At 57.2% G+C, this 19,304-nt stretch carries 21 protein-coding genes and 1 tRNA gene; 8 read left to right on the top strand and 14 right to left on the bottom strand.

Annotated elements, in window-relative coordinates:
* Nucleotides 1-13 precede the first annotated feature (13 nt).
* Nucleotides 14-664 carry a hypothetical protein gene (locus IT971_RS13340; protein ID WP_063095566.1) on the bottom strand — a complete coding sequence of 217 codons (651 nt, stop codon included), beginning with the start codon at nt 662-664 and terminating at the stop codon, nt 14-16.
* 211 nt (nt 665-875) lie between these two features.
* On the opposite strand from IT971_RS13340, the gene IT971_RS13335 reads away from it, so the two are divergent.
* The 3 genes from IT971_RS13335 (at nt 876) to IT971_RS13325 (ending at nt 4,612) form a co-directional block, all read left to right on the top strand.
* A complete protein-coding gene (locus IT971_RS13335) occupies nt 876-1,601 on the top strand; it encodes a response regulator (protein WP_063095568.1) in 726 nt (241 codons plus the stop codon).
* The gene (locus IT971_RS13330; protein ID WP_063095570.1) at nt 1,598-3,142 is read left to right on the top strand and encodes an ATP-binding protein; all 1,545 of its coding nucleotides are present in this window, start codon (nt 1,598-1,600) and stop codon (nt 3,140-3,142) included. Before IT971_RS13335 ends, IT971_RS13330 begins: the two co-directional genes overlap by 4 nt.
* 165 nt (nt 3,143-3,307) lie before the next feature.
* A complete protein-coding gene (locus tag IT971_RS13325) occupies nt 3,308-4,612 on the top strand; it encodes an adenylate/guanylate cyclase domain-containing protein (protein ID WP_007090420.1) in 1,305 nt (434 codons plus the stop codon).
* Nucleotides 4,613-4,636: 24 nt separating this feature from the next.
* Here IT971_RS13325 and IT971_RS13320 read toward each other — a convergent pair whose 3' ends face one another.
* The 12 genes from IT971_RS13320 to IT971_RS13265 form a co-directional block, all read right to left on the bottom strand.
* Nucleotides 4,637-5,206: a hypothetical protein gene (locus IT971_RS13320; RefSeq protein ID WP_063095571.1), complete on the bottom strand. Its 570-nt coding sequence runs from the start codon at nt 5,204-5,206 to the stop codon at nt 4,637-4,639.
* Nucleotides 5,207-5,295: 89 nt separating this feature from the next.
* A complete protein-coding gene (locus tag IT971_RS13315; protein ID WP_007090418.1) occupies nt 5,296-5,553 on the bottom strand; it encodes a RebB family R body protein in 258 nt (85 codons plus the stop codon).
* Nucleotides 5,554-5,612: 59 nt separating this feature from the next.
* Entirely contained in the window at nt 5,613-5,936 is a 324-nt protein-coding gene (locus IT971_RS13310) for a RebB family R body protein (RefSeq protein WP_037990938.1), read from the bottom strand.
* Nucleotides 5,937-6,029: 93 nt separating this feature from the next.
* Entirely contained in the window at nt 6,030-6,254 is a 225-nt protein-coding gene (locus IT971_RS13305) for a RebB family R body protein (RefSeq protein ID WP_007090416.1), read from the bottom strand.
* A gap of 235 nt (nt 6,255-6,489) precedes the next feature.
* The gene (locus IT971_RS13300; RefSeq protein ID WP_007090415.1) at nt 6,490-6,735 is read right to left on the bottom strand and encodes a RebB family R body protein; all 246 of its coding nucleotides are present in this window, start codon (nt 6,733-6,735) and stop codon (nt 6,490-6,492) included.
* An 11-nt stretch (nt 6,736-6,746) separates the two neighbouring features.
* Nucleotides 6,747-7,046, bottom strand: coding sequence for a RebB family R body protein (locus IT971_RS13295; RefSeq protein ID WP_037990913.1), 300 nt, complete (start codon nt 7,044-7,046; stop codon nt 6,747-6,749).
* Between the two features lie 126 nt (nt 7,047-7,172).
* Complete coding sequence (locus tag IT971_RS13290; protein WP_007090413.1) at nt 7,173-7,508, bottom strand: RebB family R body protein; 336 nt, start codon at nt 7,506-7,508, stop codon at nt 7,173-7,175.
* 202 nt (nt 7,509-7,710) lie between these two features.
* Nucleotides 7,711-8,034 (bottom strand): RebB family R body protein, encoded by a 324-nt coding sequence (locus IT971_RS13285; RefSeq protein ID WP_007090412.1) that lies wholly within the window; start codon nt 8,032-8,034, stop codon nt 7,711-7,713.
* Between the two features lie 230 nt (nt 8,035-8,264).
* Complete coding sequence (locus tag IT971_RS13280) at nt 8,265-9,479, bottom strand: RNA polymerase sigma factor (protein ID WP_063095573.1); 1,215 nt, start codon at nt 9,477-9,479, stop codon at nt 8,265-8,267.
* Between the two features lie 259 nt (nt 9,480-9,738).
* Nucleotides 9,739-10,380 (bottom strand): hypothetical protein, encoded by a 642-nt coding sequence (locus IT971_RS13275; protein WP_063095575.1) that lies wholly within the window; start codon nt 10,378-10,380, stop codon nt 9,739-9,741.
* Entirely contained in the window at nt 10,380-12,134 is a 1,755-nt protein-coding gene (locus IT971_RS13270; RefSeq protein ID WP_063095576.1) for a hypothetical protein, read from the bottom strand. The genes IT971_RS13275 and IT971_RS13270 overlap by 1 nt, the downstream gene beginning before the upstream one ends.
* Before the next feature lie 197 nt (nt 12,135-12,331).
* Nucleotides 12,332-12,407: transfer RNA gene (locus IT971_RS13265), tRNA-Thr, on the bottom strand.
* A 220-nt stretch (nt 12,408-12,627) separates the two neighbouring features.
* Between IT971_RS13265 and IT971_RS13260 the strand changes: the two genes are divergently transcribed.
* Nucleotides 12,628-13,422, top strand: coding sequence for a class II glutamine amidotransferase (locus IT971_RS13260; protein WP_007090408.1), 795 nt, complete (start codon nt 12,628-12,630; stop codon nt 13,420-13,422).
* Between the two features lie 2 nt (nt 13,423-13,424).
* Here the strand turns inward: IT971_RS13260 and IT971_RS13255 are convergent, their stop codons facing one another.
* On the bottom strand, nt 13,425-14,198 hold the full coding sequence (locus tag IT971_RS13255; protein WP_063095578.1) for a DeoR/GlpR family DNA-binding transcription regulator: 774 nt from the start codon (nt 14,196-14,198) through the stop codon (nt 13,425-13,427).
* A 228-nt stretch (nt 14,199-14,426) separates the two neighbouring features.
* On the opposite strand from IT971_RS13255, the gene IT971_RS13250 reads away from it, so the two are divergent.
* Genes IT971_RS13250 through IT971_RS13235 form a run of 4 tightly spaced genes read left to right on the top strand, consistent with a single transcriptional unit; the run spans nt 14,427 to nt 19,298 of the window.
* The gene (locus tag IT971_RS13250) at nt 14,427-15,410 is read left to right on the top strand and encodes an ABC transporter substrate-binding protein (RefSeq protein WP_037990943.1); all 984 of its coding nucleotides are present in this window, start codon (nt 14,427-14,429) and stop codon (nt 15,408-15,410) included.
* On the top strand, nt 15,410-17,146 hold the full coding sequence (locus IT971_RS13245) for an iron ABC transporter permease (RefSeq protein WP_063095580.1): 1,737 nt from the start codon (nt 15,410-15,412) through the stop codon (nt 17,144-17,146). Before IT971_RS13250 ends, IT971_RS13245 begins: the two co-directional genes overlap by 1 nt.
* On the top strand, nt 17,134-18,210 hold the full coding sequence (locus IT971_RS13240; RefSeq protein WP_063095582.1) for an ABC transporter ATP-binding protein: 1,077 nt from the start codon (nt 17,134-17,136) through the stop codon (nt 18,208-18,210). The genes IT971_RS13245 and IT971_RS13240 overlap by 13 nt, the downstream gene beginning before the upstream one ends.
* The gene (locus tag IT971_RS13235) at nt 18,210-19,298 is read left to right on the top strand and encodes an MBL fold metallo-hydrolase (RefSeq protein WP_063095583.1); all 1,089 of its coding nucleotides are present in this window, start codon (nt 18,210-18,212) and stop codon (nt 19,296-19,298) included. Before IT971_RS13240 ends, IT971_RS13235 begins: the two co-directional genes overlap by 1 nt.
* Nucleotides 19,299-19,304 lie beyond the last annotated feature (6 nt).

The following is a 19,304-nucleotide window of genomic DNA, read 5'->3' as shown; positions in this document are numbered from 1 at the left end:
CGGACAAAGCCGGTTAGCTGACCGGGCGACCGGTCACGCGGCTAAGCTCCATTTCGCGAACGATGTCGCCGGCCTTGTTGGTGATGGTCGCGATATAGGTGCCGCGCGGCGTTTCCTTGATTTCGCCGAGCGTCAGTTCACCGCCACCAAACCGGATCACCATGGCATTTGCCAGAAGGGTCATCTGTTCAGTGGTAAAGCGACGGTCAAAGCGGTCCTCCGCGTCCGGTTTGGGCATCATGCGGTGCATATCACGCATTTCGTCGCGATCCGGGCGGCCCGATTTGGCATCGAAACTCACGGTATCGACAACATCGCCGTTGGCATTCAGCAGGGTGACTTCGATTTCCTCGCCGTCATCGACCGATTTGACATCGCCGGTTTTAAGCTCCGTAGTGCCGCGACGCAGAAGCATTGCATCGACCAGAATTTTGGCTTCCTCGATCGTCAGCGGAGTGCTGCGGCGCATGCCATGTTTGCCATACATGCCTTTGTGGTGGTCGCGGTCATGATCGCGGAATTTCGGGCCATCGCCACGGTCATCATCGCTCATCTGCCAGGGTCGATGATCGCCGCCCGATGCAAGCGCGGTGGCGATGGGGGTTGCGACAATGCTGGTCGCGATCAGGAGGGATGCGATTTTAAGTTTGCTGTTACGGGTCATGTGGGCCTCTTTTCGTTGGGGGACTTTTGTTTGGCTGAGGCCTTTTATGAAGCTGATTTGTCGCGAAATGATCCCGGTAAACCGGGGAAATGGTCGCAATGTCTACCAAAACCGGCTTTTGCGACAATCTGATACAAATTGCTGTTTTTGATGGGCCACCGGGCGCGATAAGCTGGGATCAGATAATCTTTGGAAAGACAGGCACAGCTTGATGAGTGATCCGGCCCATATTCTCGTCGTTGATGACCACCGCGATATTCGTGATCTGCTGGGGCGGTATCTGCGCCAGCATGAATACCGCGTGACGCTGGCGTCTGACGGGCGCGAATTGCGCAAGCTGATGGGTGAGAATGTTCTGCCCGATCTGATCGTGCTCGATCTGATGATGCCTGGCGAAGACGGGTTGAGTCTTTGCCGGTGGCTGCGCGAGAATTATGATGTGCCGGTTGTGATGCTGACCGCGCTTGGCGAGGAAACCGACCGGATCATCGGCCTTGAAATGGGGGCAGATGATTATCTGGCAAAGCCTTTCAATCCGCGTGAGTTGCTGGCCCGTATCAAGGCGGTGCTTCGTCGGGCGCAAAGTTTGCCAAGCGGGCGGCGCGGCCAGAAGACCGGGGGTGAAATTGCCTTTGATCGCTGGATACTGGATCGCACGCGTCATGAATTGCGTGACGAAAACGATGTTGTCGTGCCGCTGAGTGCTGGTGAATTTGCCCTGTTATGCGCCTTTGTCGATCACCACAATATGGTGCTGAACCGCGACCAGTTGCTTGACCTGACCAAGGGGCGCGAAGCCATTCCGTTTGATCGCAGTATTGATAATCAGGTTAGCCGCCTGCGCAAAAAGATCGAGCCCGACCCGAAGAACCCGACCCTGATCAAAACCGTTTGGGGCGGGGGATATATGTTTACCTGCGACGTGGTGAAAAAATGAAACGGCGCGGTTTCATTTCCCGTTTGTGGCCAGAAACCCTTGTCGGTCAGCTGGTGTTGCTGATCCTCGGTGCCGTGGTTCTGACCCATGTGGTGTTAGGATTGCTTTTGGCCGAAGAACGGCGCGATGCGTTGTTAAGCGAGCGGCGTGGCGGTGCATTGGCGCGCGTTGCGGCCATTTCGCGCATTCTGGCGGCAACCCCATCGGAAAACTGGCGTGATGTCCTGAAGGTCGGCCAGTCGCCGCAAAGCATCATGCGTCTGGCGGACAAGCCCGATAGCAGCCTGCCGATGTCTGATATCAGTTACACACTGAGCGAGCGGCTTAATCAGGCGCTTGACGGTCCCGCGGTGCCCGCGCGAGTGCATATCCTGTCGGAGGATGATTGTGAGGCGGTTGAGGAGCGCGAGAAAAAGAAACACGAAAAGCATGGTGACGATGACGATGATGATGATCGCGACAAGAAATGGCGCAAGGATGACTTTGTTCGCGACGGACATCACGGGCCGCGTTTCTTTGATCACCTTGACTGTGTTGCCGCACCATTAATGCAGATCAGTGTGCCGATCTTCCCGGTGGGGGCGACGGTAAACGCTGCCGGATCGGCGGCGGCTGAAAGTGTACAGCCTGTTGTCTGGCTTGAAGCGCGGATCAATGGTGTTGCACCGCCGCCGCGTGCGGTTTTGCAAAATATCCTGCGTATTGTTATTTCGGCGGTCCTGATCGGGATCATCGCGTTTTTCCTGGCGCGTCGCATGACACGGTCCTGGGCGGTTCTGGCACAGGCCGCCGACCGGGTGGGGCGTGGTGATTATCCCGAACCGGTGCCCGAAGATGGCCCGCTTGAAATCCGCCGAGCAGCAAAGGCGTTCAACCGCATGACCGCAAGGCTGAAACGTTTTGTCGAGGATCGCACCCGGATGCTGGCCGCGATTTCGCACGATTTGCGCACTCCGATCACGTCTCTTCGGCTGCGGGCAGAATTTGTCGAGGATGCGGAAAACCGGTCTCGGATCATCGAGACATTGAATGAAATGGAACAGATGGTCGAAGCGGCCATGACCTTTGCGCGCGAAGAAACCGCGAACGAGGCGACCCGCAAGATCGATATTGCCGCCCTGATCGAGGCCGCGGTCGAAGACCTTGCCGAAACCGGGCGACCGATCCGGTTCGTGGGTGATGGCGAACCACGGGTTTATCCATGCCGTCCGCTTTCGATCAAGCGGGCGATGGGCAATCTGATGTCAAATGCCCTGACATTTGGCGATCATGTCGACGTATTGTTGAAGCCCGCCGATGATGGTGGCATGTGGATCGAAGTCAGTGATGACGGGCCGGGAATTCCACCCGATCAGCGCGATCAGGTGTTCGAGCCGTTCTTCCGGCTTGAATCCTCGCGCAATCGTGAAACGGGTGGAATTGGCCTTGGTCTGGCGATTGCCCGCACCGCGATCCGGGCGCATGGCGGCGAGATTTATCTGGAAGATGCGCCGTCTGGCGGGCTTCTGGCGCGGATTTACCTGCCGCCGATTGCGCAGTGATCCGGGGCTTGGGCAAAAGGTTTCGCTGGATTGACCGAAATTTGTCAGGAATAATATTGGTCAGTGCAGTTTTTGTGATTTTGCGATTGCGAAATCACAAGCCTGTCCCATTTATGCGATGTCATATTCATGTCATAGTCGCTTAAGAATCGGACGGAGCCCATCATGCCGGAAAACACGAAGTCCAACAACAATGTCACGTCGCTGCCGGGTACGAACAGTGCCCTGTCTGGCGGTGGCTTTGTGCGGGCGGTCAATGACTGGCTGATGGAGCGCGCACTCGACGATACCGATATTGATGCGATTGTTGAAGGCATGGTGTCGCGGCTTGTTGCCGCGGGCATTCCGATCGAACGCGTCATGGTTGGTTTCAAGACCCTGCATCCGCTTTATGAAGGCGTTTCCTATATCTGGTCCAAGGATGAGGGCCGGGTTGAACGGTCGCTGCATCTTGATGTGCGCGAAAAGAACCCCGACTGGCTTGATAGCCCGATGAAGTGGATGTCCGATAACGATGTCACCTTCATGCGTCGCCATCTGATCGGGCCGGGGGCGATCCTTGATTTCAATGTTTTGCAGACTTTCCGCAAATCCGGCGGCACGGATTATCTGGCGCTGATGACGCCCTTTACCACGGACCGCGACAGCACGTTGGGTACGAACCGTATCTTCATGACCTATATGACGCGTCGGCCCAGCGGCTTTACCGACGAGGATCTGGCAATCCTGTCATCGATCCAGCGCCGTTTTGCCGTGTCGTGCAAAATGCGCATCATGCACGAAGAAACCAAGACGATCCTTGAAACCTATCTGGGGTCGGATGCCGGGCATCGGGTGCGCGACGGGCAGATCAAGCTTGGCGACAGTACCAAGACGCGGGCAGTGATCTGGTTTTCCGATATGCGCAATTCGACATCGGTTGCCGCCAGTGTCGGGGATGATGCTTTTCTGGGTGAAATGAATGATTTCTTTGCCGCGACGGCCGGTGCGGTCCTGAAGCATGGCGGGCAGGTCTTGCGCTATATCGGGGATGCGACATTGGCGATTTTCCCGATCCGCGAGGATGAGCAGGATCTGGAACAGGCCTGTACGGCCGCGGTTTACGCCGCAGCCGAGGCGCAGCTTAATATCGATCAGCTTAACCGCCAGCGCGAAGAAACCGGATTGCCGGCCTTTGATTACGGGCTTGGCATGCATGTTGGTGATGTGATTTACGGCAATGTCGGCGTGCCTGACCGGGTCGATTTTACCGTGATCGGGCAGGCGGCCAACGAAGCCGCCCGGATCGAACAGTTGACCAAGCAGCTTGGCAAACGGGTTCTGGTCAGTCATCAGGTGGCGAAGTTCATTTCCTGTCCGACGGAAGAAATGGGTGCCTTCGAGCTTCATGGCACGGGTCTGAGCCTGAAACTGTTTGCGCCGGACTTTACCGAAGCGTGCGAGCGTATCCAGTTGATGCAGGCGGGGTGATCCCGCCTGGCGATCATCAGGCCATCAGGCCATACTGTCGAAATCCTTGACCACACCGCTTGATGCCGTGCCGACATTGGTAAATGTTTGCTGGGCATCGGTGACGGCCTGTGTTGCCGCCTTGATGATATCGGCATAGGGATCGGTTGTTTTTTCCACCAGCATCTTTTGCAGCGCGACACCGGTTGTGGCAGACGCCATCGACATGATGTTTCGCATGTAATCGGTGCTGTCCTGTACGGCGTAGGCGGCGGCCTGCGCGACCTTCTGATAGGCGATCCCGTTGGCACCGGGACCGGCCCCGTTCAGTACGGCGTGATTGGTGGTGCCGACGGCCTGAACGATTTGCGGGTTAAGGGCGGTGCTGAGCGGTGTGTTGTTTGCGCCTCCTCCTCCTCCTCCGCCAGCAGCGCCACCATTCGCGGGCGGAGTGTCGCCGCCGGCAGCTTTGCCGCCACCAGCACCACCTTGGGCATCGGCCGCAGGGGAGGTTTTGTCTCCGGCTTTTTCGGGATCGGCGGCACCCTGTTCATCGGCGGGATTTCCACCAGCGGGCGGGGTGTCCTTTGGGGGATTTTCGTTTTCGTCAGCCATGACGGGCCTCATCGCGTTAACGGGTCGGTTTCAGGAGCTTGGCGCAAAGTTGCCGGACGTTTAAGGCGTGGGAAATCATGTTGGCGGCGTCAGGATTTGCCGCCGCCACCCATGCCGCCACCGGAGCTGTCGAGAATCATTTTGCACGCACTGGAGGTTACGGCATTGCCGATCTGTTGCAGTCCGCCCTGGGTTTGCATGGCGTTCTGCATCGATAGACTGATGGAATGTGCCATCGTCTGATACACGAGCCCCATTGCCTGTGCCGGAGCCTCGCCCAGAACCTTGACGTTGGTCTGCGTGACCGCGTCCGTAATCTGGGAATTTACCGGGGTGTTGTCTGCCATGTCACGCCCTCACTGAAATTTCCGGATAACACGCACGGCGCGTGACATCCGAATGCTGCCTACCGGCGAGTTGCTGCCAAAATGACCAAAAGGGTCAGAAGTGTGTTGCTGTTGTCGGATCGCGACAGCTTGGTTGTTGCCTGCGCGCCGGCCATTGTATTGACCGAGTAAAGCTGCATCACACCCATATTGGTCGCGGCCTGCGAGCACATCGAGGCCTGTTGCTGGGCCTGGATAGCGTTCTGGAACAGGATGGATGTCGAATGCGCGGCACTTTGATAGATCATGCCCATGGCATTCGCCGGGGCCGAGCCGAGAACGCTGACCGATGTCTGGGTCACCGCATCTGTGATCTGACCGTTCACTGGGGTTGGAATAGCCATTTCTTCCTCCGATTTGGCGGTCACGATGACCGTACCCGTTTTGACGCAGATGATTGATCTTTGTGACAAAAATCCTGAATGATGACCTTTTTATCAACCCGCCTGGGCTGTGATCATGGCCACCAGTTTTGAGGTTGCGGTATTGGCGACCTGTTGCATGTTTCCCTGCGTCAGGGTGGCGTTTTCCATGGCCAGGCCTGTTGAATGGGAATGCGATTGCAGGGCGATCGATACCGCCTGTGCCGGGCTTTCGCCCAGCACCTTTACGTTGGTCTGAGTCACGGCATCGGTGATTTGCGGATTGACGATATCGCTCATGACGTCATGCCTTTGTCTTGAAGGTTTGTCCGCAGGTCGGGTCAGAACCGACGGAGCCGGTTAAAGTGCCGTTATTGTCCGGCCTGTCTCTGTCTTTCGTATTCGTCCTGCTGGCGTTTAAGTTCGTCGTCGGTCAGTTCGATATTGCTGTTCGGGTCTTCCGGTATTTTGGGGGCGGGAGGCGGTGCGCTCTTGAGGTCGGGGGGGCGCTTTGCTGTCCCATTATTATCCCCCCTTAGGACTTTGGGCCTTTGTCCCCGATCGCCAGCGTATTGCGGGCGCATTCCATGGTGGTCGCCAGACTGGCGACGGCAAGCTGTTGCTGTTCATTGACCATGTTTGCAAACAGCACGCCCTGTGCCTGGGCCTGCGACAGGTAAGTCTGCATGGTTCCCATGGCGGGTGCGGAGCCGATGACGGTGGTATTGGTCTGTGTCACGCCATCGGTGATCTGTTCGTCGACTTCGCGCGGGTTGCTCATCGTTTTGATCCTTATCGGTTAGGACGCGACATCATCTGTTCGATGCTTTTGGTCAGGGTGGCCATACCGGTCATGGATAGTTGCCGCTGACCGGAAACCATGTTGGCCATCAAAACACCCTGTGCCTGTGACTGGGCCAGCATGGATTGCAGGGTGGCATAGGCCGGGCCGACACCAAGGGTGCCAACATTTACCAGACTGACAGCGTCACTGATCTGATGGGATACCTGATCCTGCAAATTTTCCACCGCGTCTGCGACGGAGGTTGCGTCGGAATTGTTGTCGGACGGGTCGGTATTTGCCGGTGCCATCGCGGTCTCCTTGGCTGGCGCGTGAACTACATCGCAATGACGGTGAGGATCGGAATTTGTGACACAAAAAAAGCCCGGCAAGCTTTTGCATGCCGGGCCGGTTCGGGCGGCGAAACCAATGAAGGTTTACGACACTGCGGTGCCGGTGGTTGCCTTCAGGGCGGACAGCAATGCAAGCATGTTGTCCGGAACGTCGCTGGTTGCGATTTTCTGCGTTGCCACGGCACCTGCCATGGTGTCGACGGAATAGACCTGAATGACGCCCTGGTTGGTTGCAGCCTGCGACGAGATGCCGACCTGCTGCTGGTTGCTGACGGCGTTTTCGTAAAGAATGCCGTGGGAATGTGCCAGCGACTGAAACAGCGAGCCCATGGCCATGGCCGGTGCATCGCCCAGTACTTTGACATTGGCCTGGGTCACTGCATCGGTAATCATGCCATTGACCGGGGTATTATCAGCCATAATCTGTCTCCTGGTTGCCTGGATAAATATGCCGGAAACCGGCCCGTTCCGCGTGGTGCGCGGCGATCAGTCATTTGACGGTGAGGATATGCCTTTGTGACGTCAAACCGTCAAAAACTGCGGGCGGAATTGCCGGGAAACGATATTGGGCGGCCGGTCGGAAAACGGGCCGCCCAATCGGGGAGGTCTTGGAGGACGGGGCTTAGCTTTTGACGGCCTGAAGGGTGGTCAGAAGCGAAAGCATGTTGTCGGGGACGTCGCTCTGGGCAATTTTCGAGGTCGCGACGGCATCGGCCATGGTGTCGATCGAATAGATCTGGATGACACCCTGGTTGGTTGCCGCCTGAGAAGAAATGCCAAGCTGCTGCTGGGCGCTGACGGCATTTTCATAGAGAATGCCCGTGGAATGGGCCAGTGACTGGAAGATCGAGCCCATAGCCATGGCCGGGGCATCACCGAGCACCTTGACGTTTGCCTGGGTGACGGCATCGGTGATTTGACCGTTTACCGGGGTCGGAATCGCCATTTCAAAACTCCTTCGTATGCTGCTTGCGGTGGAAATCCTGACGGGGTTTCTCCGTCCCGAATTCACCCTATCGACGCTGGCAATTCGGGGTTGTGACAGGACGGATGATTTTTTTTGCCAGCAAGGGGATTTCTGTAAGTCTTTTGCGGGCCGGATCTTTTCCAAGCCCGGCGTTGAAACGGGCAGAATGGCATTTGTCATTCTGCCCGTTAAACAGGTTTCACGTGCGGTTACTGGATGCCTGCGCCACGCAGATGGTCGCGGGCAAGCTGAACGCGTTTACGCACGGCACAATTGCTTAGTCCGAGATTGACCGCGATATCATCGTAGCTGCGGTCTTCGACACATCGCATCAGAAGCGGTTTGCGCAGTTTTTCAGGAAGGGCGCGTAAGGCGCGTTCAAGATGGTCGAACATTTCGGTCGCAAGGAAGGATTCCTCAGGGCTGGGTTCGTTGCGACCGGAAATCGGCGGCAGGGCGGCATCCGCGGTGCCGTGGTTTTCTTCCTTGTATTCCGCCTTTCGGCGGTTTTGCCGATGCAGATCAATGCAGGCATTGTGCACGATCCGTGACAGCCAGGCGCGGTGATTACGGATTTCGTCCATTGAATCCTCGAACTTTACCGATGCCTTTAGCATGGCTTCGGACAGTGCATCCTGCGCGTCATCCATATTGCCAGACATCAGTTTCAGGCATTGCTTGAGAAGGCTGTCCTGTTGATCCATCCAGAGCGGCCAGAAATTTGGCGCGGCCGGTTCCATACCGGGAAGGTCGGAATCATCGAGGGGATCGGATTGCCATGCTCGTGGATGGGGGGCGTGTGTTGGCGGGGTGCCAAGGGGCTGGCAAGGAGCCGGTTGTTCGAAACCGAGATTGCCCAGCAGCGACATCGCATCCTGCAGGGATCGCTGCATCTGGTCGATCTGATTGCCGGTGTTGCCCGATCCTCGCGAGCCGGGCATTCCCGACATTCCCTGCAACCCGGCCAGCCCGGCAAGACTGCCAGGATTGCCAAGACTACCGGCGATGATATCGGTTGGGCTTGGGCCGTTTGACGATGGTTCCAGTCCCGGAAATCCGGCCAATGGATTGAAATTCGCCGGATAACCACGCGGCACGGCAGAGGTTTCTGGCCCGGTTTGCGGGGGGGCTGTGTAGGCTGCTGCTGTTCCTTGCTGTGCTTCTGGCGGTGCCTCTGGCGTGGTGGGTGAGGCTGACGAATTGCTTTCAAAATTACTACTTTTACGAGAATCGGTATTCAATGCAGCAAGGTAGTCCGCAGCCAGTCTGGCGCGCTGTTCATCTTTGAGGTGCGACCAGATTGATGTGACATTGTCGCCTGTCCCCAATGCCTTTTCCAAGGCATCGTCTAGGGATTGGGCAAACGTGATTTCGTTTTCCGATAGTTCTGTCTGTCCCTGTTCGGTATTCTTTTCGTACTGCACTTCGGACCCCTCCTCAGAAAGATTACAACCAAAGGCTGTTTAGGTCTCTCGCGACTATTATGACGGCGCGCAGTCTTAATTGTGAAGAAAAAGAAAAATACTATTTAAGGTTGCGCAATTCTTGGCTGGGAAAGTCGCGAATGACACCCTTTAACCTTCTGTTTTAAAAGATGTTTTTCAGATTTCTCGCCTAGGTCGTGACCCACGTCCTGCGGGATCGAGTTGCAGGTCGGACTTGCAACCTTTGGCAAAAGCCGAATCATCCATCCGCCGGTGGGGCGGCGTTTGGTGGATTTTCGGAACCGGCATTGGCAGTTTGTGGTGCTGTGAGCCGGGTGTTTTCCGAAGGGGCGGTTTCCGGAGAAGGTGTAGGTTGGGGAGGCGCTGCGGCGCTTGGGTTTTGCGCGTTGCTTTGCGGCGTGGCGGGAATATTTGGTTGAGACGTTTGTGGGGCAGTGCCGGTTTCGCTTCCGGCAGGCTGGGCGGCCGCAGGTTTTGCATCGGAAGGTGCATTTGATGCCACAGGCGGAATTGACTGTGCGATTGCCTGTTCGACCTGTCCCGCCAGATGGTTCATGCGCATGTCAATTTCCGCGACGATGATGCGGCGCAATTCATTGGCGATTTCGATCATGACCATTGCGCCCGGCTCGATCGGGGTTGATGGCGCGTTGTTGGTGCCCGGTGCATTCGGGGCGGTTGCGACGGCTTTTGTGCTTTGGCTTGATTGTGCGTGGCTTCCCGCGGCGAGTTTCTGGTTCAAAACTTGCGCACGCGCACGGTCCGCGGCATTCGCCATGGCTTTCATGGTGGCCTGATATTCCTGATTGAAGGCCTTTTTTACCGCATCCTTTTTACTGCTTGCCGTTTCGACGCCGGGAAAGTTCGGGCCGCTTGTCATCAGGAGGCTCCCTTGTCGGGTTTTCCGGGACTGTTGGTGGCGGTAGTGCCGGTATCGCCGTTACTGCTGTCAGCATCGGGGGGGCTGTTGGTGTTGTCAGTGATGGCGGCCTTGCCTTTTACCGATGCTGGCTTCGCCGGGGCTGATTTGGCGATATTTGTGCCTTTGTCCGGTTTGTCGGTCTGGGTTGCGTCGGTGGTGTTGTCGTTACCGGACGGTGCGGGCAGCACAAACCCATAGGCGGCAAGCCCGTCATCGTCCGGGGTATCGGTGATGCTGATCAGGCTGGTTTGCAGGCTGGATGTTGCATTGGCGATCATGCTTTCGGCGCGGCATTCGGTATCCTGGCCCGGATCGATGCAGCCGAGCATCGCGGTCGGGGTCGAGATTTTGTGATCGCCGCGCAGTTGTGCGGTGACCGAAAAGCCCGACGCAGCCCCGCGCAGGATCAGCGCGACAAGGGTTGCGCCCGATTTACCGTCGTTGGGGGCGATGACCTGCATGCGAAGCGACAGGCTGGTTTCGGTCGTGAGGGGGACGTCACCCTGCAAGATCGGGCTGGGCAAAGCACCTGTATATTGCAGTTGAACCGGGATCGAGGTCGGGATGCTGGTGATGGCCGATGTGATGCGCAGGGTGGCGATGAACGGATCCTGCGTGCTGTCAATCGTACCGAGTTGCTGATCCATGCCAAGGCTTGCCGGAGCAACGGGTTCGGCAGCGTCCGGGATCGAAGTGCCGGAGTTGTCCGTACTGACGCCGCCCGCTGCCAGTGTTGCCGCGGCCATGTGCCATTCGCTAGATGGTAATCCACCGATGATGCTGGCCCGTGTCAGAGACGGCAGGGTTGCCGGGATATCAAGTGCCAGCCGGGCGGTGTTGATGTCTTGTGGCCCTACCGATAGCGCCCATTGCCGGATATCAGCCGGGGTTTCGGCGGCATCAAGCCGTGCGGTGACAATGGCATCCGTGTCGCTGCCGGTAGGGCCGGGGTTGGGCAATTGATCAAGTGTGATCGACCAGTCCGGCGTCTGGGCATTTTGGGCATTGCCAGATAGCTCGGGCAGAAGCGGGCGATAAAGATCGCCATACGTCACGCTGCCTTCGAGCCGTGTCACACGGCCGTCATCACGGATCAGGTCAACGCGATAGGATTGCGGGCCTGTGGGGCTGGACATGCCGGATGTCGGGCGGCTTGGCGTGGTTACGGTGTCGTCGTGATCCTGAAAGCGGGGGGGGACTTCTTCGTCGGTGAGATCGTCGTCCCGGTCGTCTCCGCTGTCGGGGGTGTCGGCAGCGGTAGGGGGGGAGCCGGTAGATGATGTTTCCGGTGCCGCGTTTTGCGGGGCCGGGGCCGGTACGGTCGTGCTCGCCGTTGTGGTCAGGTTGCCGTATTCGTCGTAGCTGTAAGATGACAGTGGCGGGACCGCCTGCATCGGCTGGCCAAGGGCTTGTTCAATTTTCTGCATGGCATATTCGATCAGATTCTGGCCTTGCAGTGGTGTATGGCCCGATAGCCCATCGAGCGGCCCCGGATTGTTGCCGCCGGTCGCGCCACTGGACGGATCGGGGATCGGGGAGGCCGATGACGGGCGGGGAATGACGGCGTCAAGACCCCATTCCTTTGCCGTGTCGAAACCCAGCACATGGGCCCACGGCCAGTTATCGACGGCCGGGCTTTTGGGGCCGTTGGTGGCGGCGGGATTGCTTCCGCCATTTTCGGTGCTGTTGGGCTGTTGGTCTTTGTCGGTCATGCTGACAATCCCCTGGTTGCACTTGCGAAACGCTGCGGAGGGTGCACGCCTGCGCCGAACCGGATTTCACAAGGATTGCGACGGTTCACATGTCAAAAGGACGGGGAGCACCGGAGGTTGTGACAAAAAACGTCAAATCGCGTCCGGGGAAAGGCAACAAAAAACCCCGCAGGGCTGTTCGCCCGACGGGGTTATAGTGGTGCTGATGATAGGATTTGAACCTACGACCTACGCATTACGAATGCGCCGCTCTACCAGCTGAGCTACATCAGCACGATTCATTTTGTGGCGCGGAAAATACGGATAATCCCCCCGGTTGGCAAGTGCTTTATTCTTCTTTTTATTATCCATCCCCAACTGTATCGGACAGATTGCGCAAGGCCGCCGGAAGATCGACCAAAACCATAAATATCACATTGACCGTTATGTAGTTCCCCGGCATAGATAACGCGTCGCGCCGCTTCATGCCGTAACGTCAATCAAGGGAAGTCATATGTGCCGCTGGCTGAGCTATATCGGAGATCCGGTTTATCTTGAAAAACTGGTGTTCGAGCCGCGCCATTCCCTTGTTGAACAAAGCCTGCATGCCGAACAGGCCAAAACGCCGACCAATGGCGATGGTTTTGGTATCGGCTGGTATGACGAGCGCAAGACGCCCGGTCTTTATCGTGAAATCCTTCCGGCTTGGAATGATCCAAACCTGCGGTCGCTTGCCCATCATATCCGATCAGGCATGTTTTTCGCCCATGTCCGGGCATCGACGGGGACCGAAACCAGCCGCACCAACTGCCATCCGTTTGCGCATGACAATTACCTGTTCATGCATAACGGCCAGATCGGGGATTATCCGTTGGTGCGGCGCGTGCTGGAAGCGATGATCGATGATGAATTTTACGCCACCCGCCATGGCACGACCGATAGCGAGCTTATTTTCTGTCTGATGCTGACATTTGGTTTGCGCACCGATCCGCATCGCGCGATCCGCAAAACCATCGAAGTTGTCGAACGTGAAATGAACGAAAGAGGCGCAACTGCGCCCTTCCGTTTCACCGCCTGTCTGTCAAATGGCGAAAGCGTTTGTGCCATCCGCCATGCCAGCGATGACAAGCCGCCATCGCTTTACTGGCGCAAGCGTGGGGATCATGTGATTGTCGTGTCCGAACCGCTGGATGCCGAAAGCGATAGCTGGATCGCGGTGGCACCCAACCATACCCTGCATGTTTGCCGTGATTTGAATATCTGCGAAGAACCGACACTGTCGGCGACCGGGTGCAAGGGCGCAGCGTAATCCTAGTTCGCGACGATCACCTGTGATCGGCCCCGAACCAGTTGCTGTTGCAAAATATCGCCCGGTGCGGTGTTAAGCATTACGGTTTTGAAATCCGATGCATGACCATCGCGGCACAGGGCCTTTCTGCCGACCTTTTTTTCATCGACCAATAGGATCGCGTGATCGCAGCAGGCGACAAGGGCGCGACGTGCGCGGACTTCGTCCATGTTGAAATCCATCAGGTCCCCGGTTTCCGACATCCCCCCGACACTGACAATCCCGAAATCGGCGCGGTAGGTGCCAAAGAATTCCGCACTGTCAGCCCCGATGATATCAAGATCGCGGGTGCGGATGGTCCCGCCCGCAAGGCGTAACGTGACACTGGGCGCGTTCTGTAATGTCAGTACCACATGGATATTGTTGGTCAGCACCGTCAGATTGCGGTGCGAGGCCAGGCTTTGAGCAGCGAGTTCGGCGGTGGTGCCGGTGCCAATCGCGATGGTGCAGCCTTCGGGGATGATATCGGCGAGTTTGGCGGCAAGGGCGCGTTTGCCACTGCGATTCCAGACTTCGCGTTTTTCATAGGCCGAGTTATCCGGATCGGGTGCCGGACCGGCAAGGCCATGACGGCGGAAGATGCGCCCCTGTTCCTGTAAATCGCGCAGATCGGTCCGGATTGTCTGGACCGAGACGTTAAAGCGGCGTGCCAGTTCTTCGACTGCCATGAAGCCGCAGGATTTGACAAGGGCGACAATCCGGTCGCGGCGGCGGTCAAGTGGCACGGGATCGGACATTGGTTTCCTTTGATATTCTTTCGTTCGAAAGTATGTGTTTCGCGATGTCACGGAGTATAGACAGGCTTGGTTGTGTCTGAAAAGCCCGGTACGCTTGTTGAAACATTTAATTCTTTGCTTTGTCACACAACTGAAATCGAAATCCATATAGCGTCCCCGTCGGATTGTTTTCGAACGAAACCTTCGGGGTGGCCGCAAAGGTACGCCCCACGCAATCAAGGGATGTGGATGATGCGTAACGTTCTTCTTGCTGCCGTGGCTTCGGCTGCGATGATGCTGCCAGTTGTTGGTCAGGCCGCCGAGAAACTGGTTCTTTATACCAGCCAGCCAAATCAGGATGCCCAGACCACCGTCGATGCCTTCAAGGCTGCCTATCCGGATGTTGAAGTCGAATGGGTGCGTGATGGCACCACCAAGCTGATGGCAAAGCTGCGTGCCGAGATTGCAGCAGGTGATCCGCGCCCGGATGTTTTGCTGATTGCGGATACCGTGACACTGGAAGGCATGAAGGGCGAAGGCCTGTTGCAGGCGTATAAATCGCCCGAAGCATCGGCCTATGAAGCCGCCCTTTATGATGCGGATGGTTATTACTATTCGACCAAGCTGATTACGACCGGAATTGTTTATAATACTGGTGTCGAGAAAGCCCCGAAAAGCTGGGCCGATCTTGCCGATCCGGCGATGAAAAATCAGGTCGTGATGCCAAGCCCGCTTTATTCCGGTGCGGCCCTTATTCATCTGTCGACCCTGACGGAAAACAAGGAACTGGGTTGGGACTATTATCAGGCACTGGCTGCGAACGAAGCGCGCGCACAGGGTGGTAATGGCGGCGTGTTCAAGGCCGTTGCATCGGGCGAAAAGCCGTATGGTGTGGTTGTCGATTTCCTTGCGATCCGTGGCAAGGCCGAAGGTTCGCCCGTTGATTTCGTCTTCCCGACCGAGGGTGTCACTTATGTGACCGAGCCGGTTGCGATCATGAAAGACGCCAAAAACGTCGATGCGGCGCACAAGTTTGTTGATTTCGTTCTGTCGAGCAAAGGCCAGGAACTGGTTCTGGACATGGGTTATGTCCCGGCGCGCGGCGACATGGCATTGCCGGAAGGTTTCCCGGCACGCAGCGACATCAAGCTGATGGATTTCAATCCGGCAGTGGCGCTGGAGCAGGCAGAAGCGAACAAGAAAAAGTTCGCGGACATTTTCGGGGCTGAATAATGCAGGCTGCAAGTCGCCTTCGCGGCTTCATGCCCGGCTTTGCAAGCCCAACGGTTGGCAACCGGTCTTCGGACCGGTTGTTACCGTGGCTTTTATTGCCGGTGTTCGTGATTTCGATTTTACCGATTGCGCGCCTTGCGATTGAAGGCGTGTTTGTCGGTGGTGTGCCCAGTGCGGATTACATCCGCGATGTTCTGGGTAGTTCGACGACATGGCGGGCAACTGCCAACAGTCTTTATACCGCAGGGCTTGGAACGATCATTTCGCTTTTGATTGGGGGCGCATTTGCCTTTCTGGTCGCGCTGACCGATATCCGCGCCAAGGCGGTACTGGTTTTCTGTTTCATGATCCCGATGATGATCCCGCCGCAGATCACGGCGTTGGCGTGGGTGCAACTGACCGGGCCGAGCAGTGCACTTTTGAATGCGCTTGGCATGGCACCCCCGATGGGATCGCCCCAGCCGTTTTATTCGGCCGAGGGGATTGCGCTTTTGCTGGGGATTCAGCATGCATCAATCGTGTTTTTGACCCTTCGGGCCAATTTGCGCATGCTGCCGCGCGAACAGATCGAAGCAGCCCGTTTGGCGGGTGCGCGTGGCGGTCGTTTGTGGTGGCAGATCATTTTGCCACTGACCAGTCCCGGTCTGATCGCCGGAACCGCGATGGCGTTTGTCACGGCCCTTGGCAATTTCGGGATACCGGCGATGCTGGGGATACCCGCCAATTATTCGACATTACCGACCCTGATTTATCAGAAGCTGGCCGGATTTGGCCCGTCGGTTCTGGGCGAGGTATCGGTGCTGGCGATGCTGATCGGGATGATTGCGATTTTGGGTGTGGCGGTGCATCACCGGTTACTAGGCAAGCGTGACTATCGTCTGATGGGGATGGTGGGGCGGCCACTTGATATCCGGTTGGGCGCACGCAGGACATTGGTTGAAGCGGTGCTTTGGGCGGTTTTGATGGCCATTCTGGTGATCCCGTTGATGGCGTTGGTTGCGACCGCACTGGTCCCGGCATTTGGTGTTAAGCTGAGCCTTGCCAATTACAGTTTTGATGCGTTTTACGAAGTCCTGTTTGTTCAGCCATCGACCATCCGGGCGTTCCATAACAGTTTCATGTTGTCGGTCGGGGCGGCGGTGACGCTGGTCGCGATCTGTTTGCCGCTGGCCTATGTGATTGTAAGGCGGCCGACCCGGTTGACCCATATGGTCAATCTTCTGGTCGAGGTGCCCTATGCCTTGCCCGGTGTGGTTCTGGCGATTGCCTGCATTCTTCTGTTCATCCGCATTCCGGTAATCGATGTCAGTTTGTATGGCACGCTTGCGATCATTTTTGTTGCCTATCTGGCGCGGTTTCTGGTGATTGCGCTGCGCCCGGTGATGAACAGTTTTTCCCAGCTTGATCCGGCATTGGAAGAGGCGGCACAGGCGTGCGGTGCAGGACTTGGTCGCCGGTTGCGCGATATTCTGCTGCCATTGGCGGCACCGTCGGCAGCGGCTGGGGCGTTGCTGGTGTTTTTGACGGCGTTTAACGAATTGACGGTTTCGGCCCTTCTGTGGTCGGCCGGAAACGAGACGCTGGGCGTTTTGATTTTCAATCTGGATGACAGTGGCGATACCGTTCTGGCCTCGGCCGTGGCGGTATTGGTCGTGCTGGTTGTTATTGCGTTGATGACCGGTTTCCAACTGGCATCACGTCGTTTGCCCAAGGGAGTTGTACCATGGCAGACATAAATCTTTCGCGGATTACCAAATCTTTTGGCGATTACCGCGCGGTCAATCAGGTATCGCTTGATATCCATGATGGCGAATTTGTTGCCCTTTTGGGGCCGTCGGGTTGTGGCAAGACGACGTTGCTGCGTCTTCTGGCCGGTTTCGAAGAACCCGATCAGGGCGTCATAGCCTTGGGCGGGCAGGCAGTTGCCGATCCGGTCAACGGGGTGATGATCAATCCAGAGGCACGCAATCTTGGCATCGTGTTTCAGTCCTATGCGCTTTGGCCGCATATGTCGGTGGCGCGCAATGTCGGTTATCCGTTGGAGGTGCGCGGGCTTGGCCGGGCGGAACGTGAGGCGAAAATTGCCGAGGCATTGTCGATTGTCGCCCTTGAACCTTATGCCGACCGCAGCCCGACGGAACTTTCGGGTGGGCAGCGCCAGCGGGTTGCATTGGCGCGATGTCTGGTGATGGAGCCGCGCGCGGTGTTGCTGGATGAACCGCTTGCAAACCTTGATGTGCATCTGCGCGAAACCATGCAGCAGGCATTTCTGGATTTCCATCGCCGGACCGGGGCGACGATGATTTACGTCACCCACGATCAGGCCGAAGCCATGGCCATGGCCGACCGGATTGCGGTGATGGACAAGGGCTGCATTCGTCAGATGGCGGCCCCGGAAACCCTTTACCGTGAACCGGCGGATCATATGGTCGCGGGCTTTGTCGGGGCCGGGGCGGTGTTGCCGATTGGTGACGTATCCATGCGGGGTGCCGGACGGTGTTCGGTGCGATTGGGCGATGCGGCGATCCATGCGCGGATTTGCCAGAAGGCGGCCAGCAATATGAACGAACTTGGTTTGTGTTTGCGGCCAGAGGATGTCTGGGTCGACGAGGCCGGGACATTGCGCGGTTCGGTTGAGGATTGCGTTTATCTGGGCGGTCGGTTCCGTCTTCAGGTGCGGGTCGGTGCCGACCAGGTTTTACCGGTTTATGCGACGAAACGCGCACGGATCGGCGAAGCCGTCGGATTGGTGATTTCCGATGGCTGGGTGTTTAACCGATCAGAAGGTGAGGCCGCCTGATGTCTGCCCGGATGCGTGTTTTATCGGGCCTTGGTGAAAAAGGCCCGGCCTGTTTGCGGTTGGAATTTTTCAATCGGCGATGGTTGCTGGATTGCGGGGTCGGCCCGGAAAATGACAGCGGTTTTGATCCGGCATGGTTGAACAAGGTTAACGCCGTTTTCATTACACACGACCATGTCGATCATATCGGTGCCGCGGCGGAGGTGATAGCAGCCGGTTTACCGATTTACTGTACCGAGGTCACGGCGCGATCCCTGCCTGCAGGGGCGAATGTGATCATTCTGCCGCCCTATGGGGAAATCCAGGTTGACGGTGTGACCGTCACCACCGGGCGGACCGGGCATGCCTTTGGCGGGGTGTGGCTGCATTTCGAACTGGGCGGCGGGGTTCTTTACACCGGTGATTTCTGCAAGGAGTCTGATTACTTCCTTTATGATATACCACCGGATGCTGCGACGGTTTTGATGGATGCGTCCTATGGTATGGAGCGCCTGACACAACAGGTGCGGATCGACGGGCTTTTGACCAAGATGTCCAAACTTGACGGCCAAATCCTGTTTCCCGTACCGCCGAGCGGACGGGCAGCTGAAATGGCATTGCTGTTTGAAAAGCACGGCATGACCGATTGGTCGATGGATGCGCGGTGCTATGGCCGGGTCAAACAGGTTCTGGGGGATGGCGGATCGGATTATGTATCGTTTGATGCGATCAAAAAGCTGCGAGGGCTTAAGGACAAGGCGCGTGATTTCAATCCGGATGCCAGATTGCTTTTGTGTCACGCGCCGTGCGGAACATATGGCATGGCGGGCGAACTGATTGAAAAATGGGGGCAGGACGGACGGCTGGGCCGCGATGCGCATGTAATCTTTACCGGTTTCATGCCAGCCGAGGCGCGCCGCATGGTCGAAAAGGGGCATGCGCATTTCCGGCGCTGGAACGTGCATCCGTTGTTTGATGATGTGGTCGCGATGGCCAATGATTGCCACGCGATGCAGATCGTGCCGCTGTTTAATGGCCGTCCCGAGGACTTTAGCCTTGTCGATGGCTTTGACGGGCGGTTACAGCTTTCGGATCGGTTTTATCTGTAAATGGGC

The organism is Thalassospira sp. B30-1, assembly GCF_015767575.1.
GTDB classification, from domain to species: domain Bacteria; phylum Pseudomonadota; class Alphaproteobacteria; order Rhodospirillales; family Thalassospiraceae; genus Thalassospira; species Thalassospira xiamenensis.
The sequence above is the reverse complement of the archived record's forward strand: the minus strand, read 5'-3'. Positions and strand labels throughout refer to the sequence as shown.

Coding starts and splice junctions, on each gene's coding strand:
- IT971_RS13255 (WP_063095578.1), bottom strand. CDS start 14,198: ATGTCCGATCCCGTGCCACTTGACCGCCGCCGCGACCGGATTGTCGCC.
- IT971_RS13290 (WP_007090413.1), bottom strand. CDS start 7,508: ATGGCTGATAATACCCCGGTCAATGGCATGATTACCGATGCAGTGACC.
- IT971_RS13335 (WP_063095568.1), top strand. CDS start 876: ATGAGTGATCCGGCCCATATTCTCGTCGTTGATGACCACCGCGATATT.
- IT971_RS13330 (WP_063095570.1), top strand. CDS start 1,598: ATGAAACGGCGCGGTTTCATTTCCCGTTTGTGGCCAGAAACCCTTGTC.
- IT971_RS13325 (WP_007090420.1), top strand. CDS start 3,308: ATGCCGGAAAACACGAAGTCCAACAACAATGTCACGTCGCTGCCGGGT.
- IT971_RS13235 (WP_063095583.1), top strand. CDS start 18,210: ATGTCTGCCCGGATGCGTGTTTTATCGGGCCTTGGTGAAAAAGGCCCG.
- IT971_RS13285 (WP_007090412.1), bottom strand. CDS start 8,034: ATGGCGATTCCGACCCCGGTAAACGGTCAAATCACCGATGCCGTCACC.
- IT971_RS13310 (WP_037990938.1), bottom strand. CDS start 5,936: ATGGCTATTCCAACCCCAGTGAACGGTCAGATCACAGATGCGGTGACC.
- IT971_RS13320 (WP_063095571.1), bottom strand. CDS start 5,206: ATGGCTGACGAAAACGAAAATCCCCCAAAGGACACCCCGCCCGCTGGT.
- IT971_RS13300 (WP_007090415.1), bottom strand. CDS start 6,735: ATGAGCAACCCGCGCGAAGTCGACGAACAGATCACCGATGGCGTGACA.
- IT971_RS13295 (WP_037990913.1), bottom strand. CDS start 7,046: ATGGCACCGGCAAATACCGACCCGTCCGACAACAATTCCGACGCAACC.
- IT971_RS13315 (WP_007090418.1), bottom strand. CDS start 5,553: ATGGCAGACAACACCCCGGTAAATTCCCAGATTACGGACGCGGTCACG.
- IT971_RS13275 (WP_063095575.1), bottom strand. CDS start 10,380: ATGACAAGCGGCCCGAACTTTCCCGGCGTCGAAACGGCAAGCAGTAAA.
- IT971_RS13245 (WP_063095580.1), top strand. CDS start 15,410: ATGCAGGCTGCAAGTCGCCTTCGCGGCTTCATGCCCGGCTTTGCAAGC.
- IT971_RS13260 (WP_007090408.1), top strand. CDS start 12,628: ATGTGCCGCTGGCTGAGCTATATCGGAGATCCGGTTTATCTTGAAAAA.
- IT971_RS13305 (WP_007090416.1), bottom strand. CDS start 6,254: ATGAGCGATATCGTCAATCCGCAAATCACCGATGCCGTGACTCAGACC.
- IT971_RS13340 (WP_063095566.1), bottom strand. CDS start 664: ATGACCCGTAACAGCAAACTTAAAATCGCATCCCTCCTGATCGCGACC.
- IT971_RS13250 (WP_037990943.1), top strand. CDS start 14,427: ATGATGCGTAACGTTCTTCTTGCTGCCGTGGCTTCGGCTGCGATGATG.
- IT971_RS13270 (WP_063095576.1), bottom strand. CDS start 12,134: ATGACCGACAAAGACCAACAGCCCAACAGCACCGAAAATGGCGGAAGC.
- IT971_RS13240 (WP_063095582.1), top strand. CDS start 17,134: ATGGCAGACATAAATCTTTCGCGGATTACCAAATCTTTTGGCGATTAC.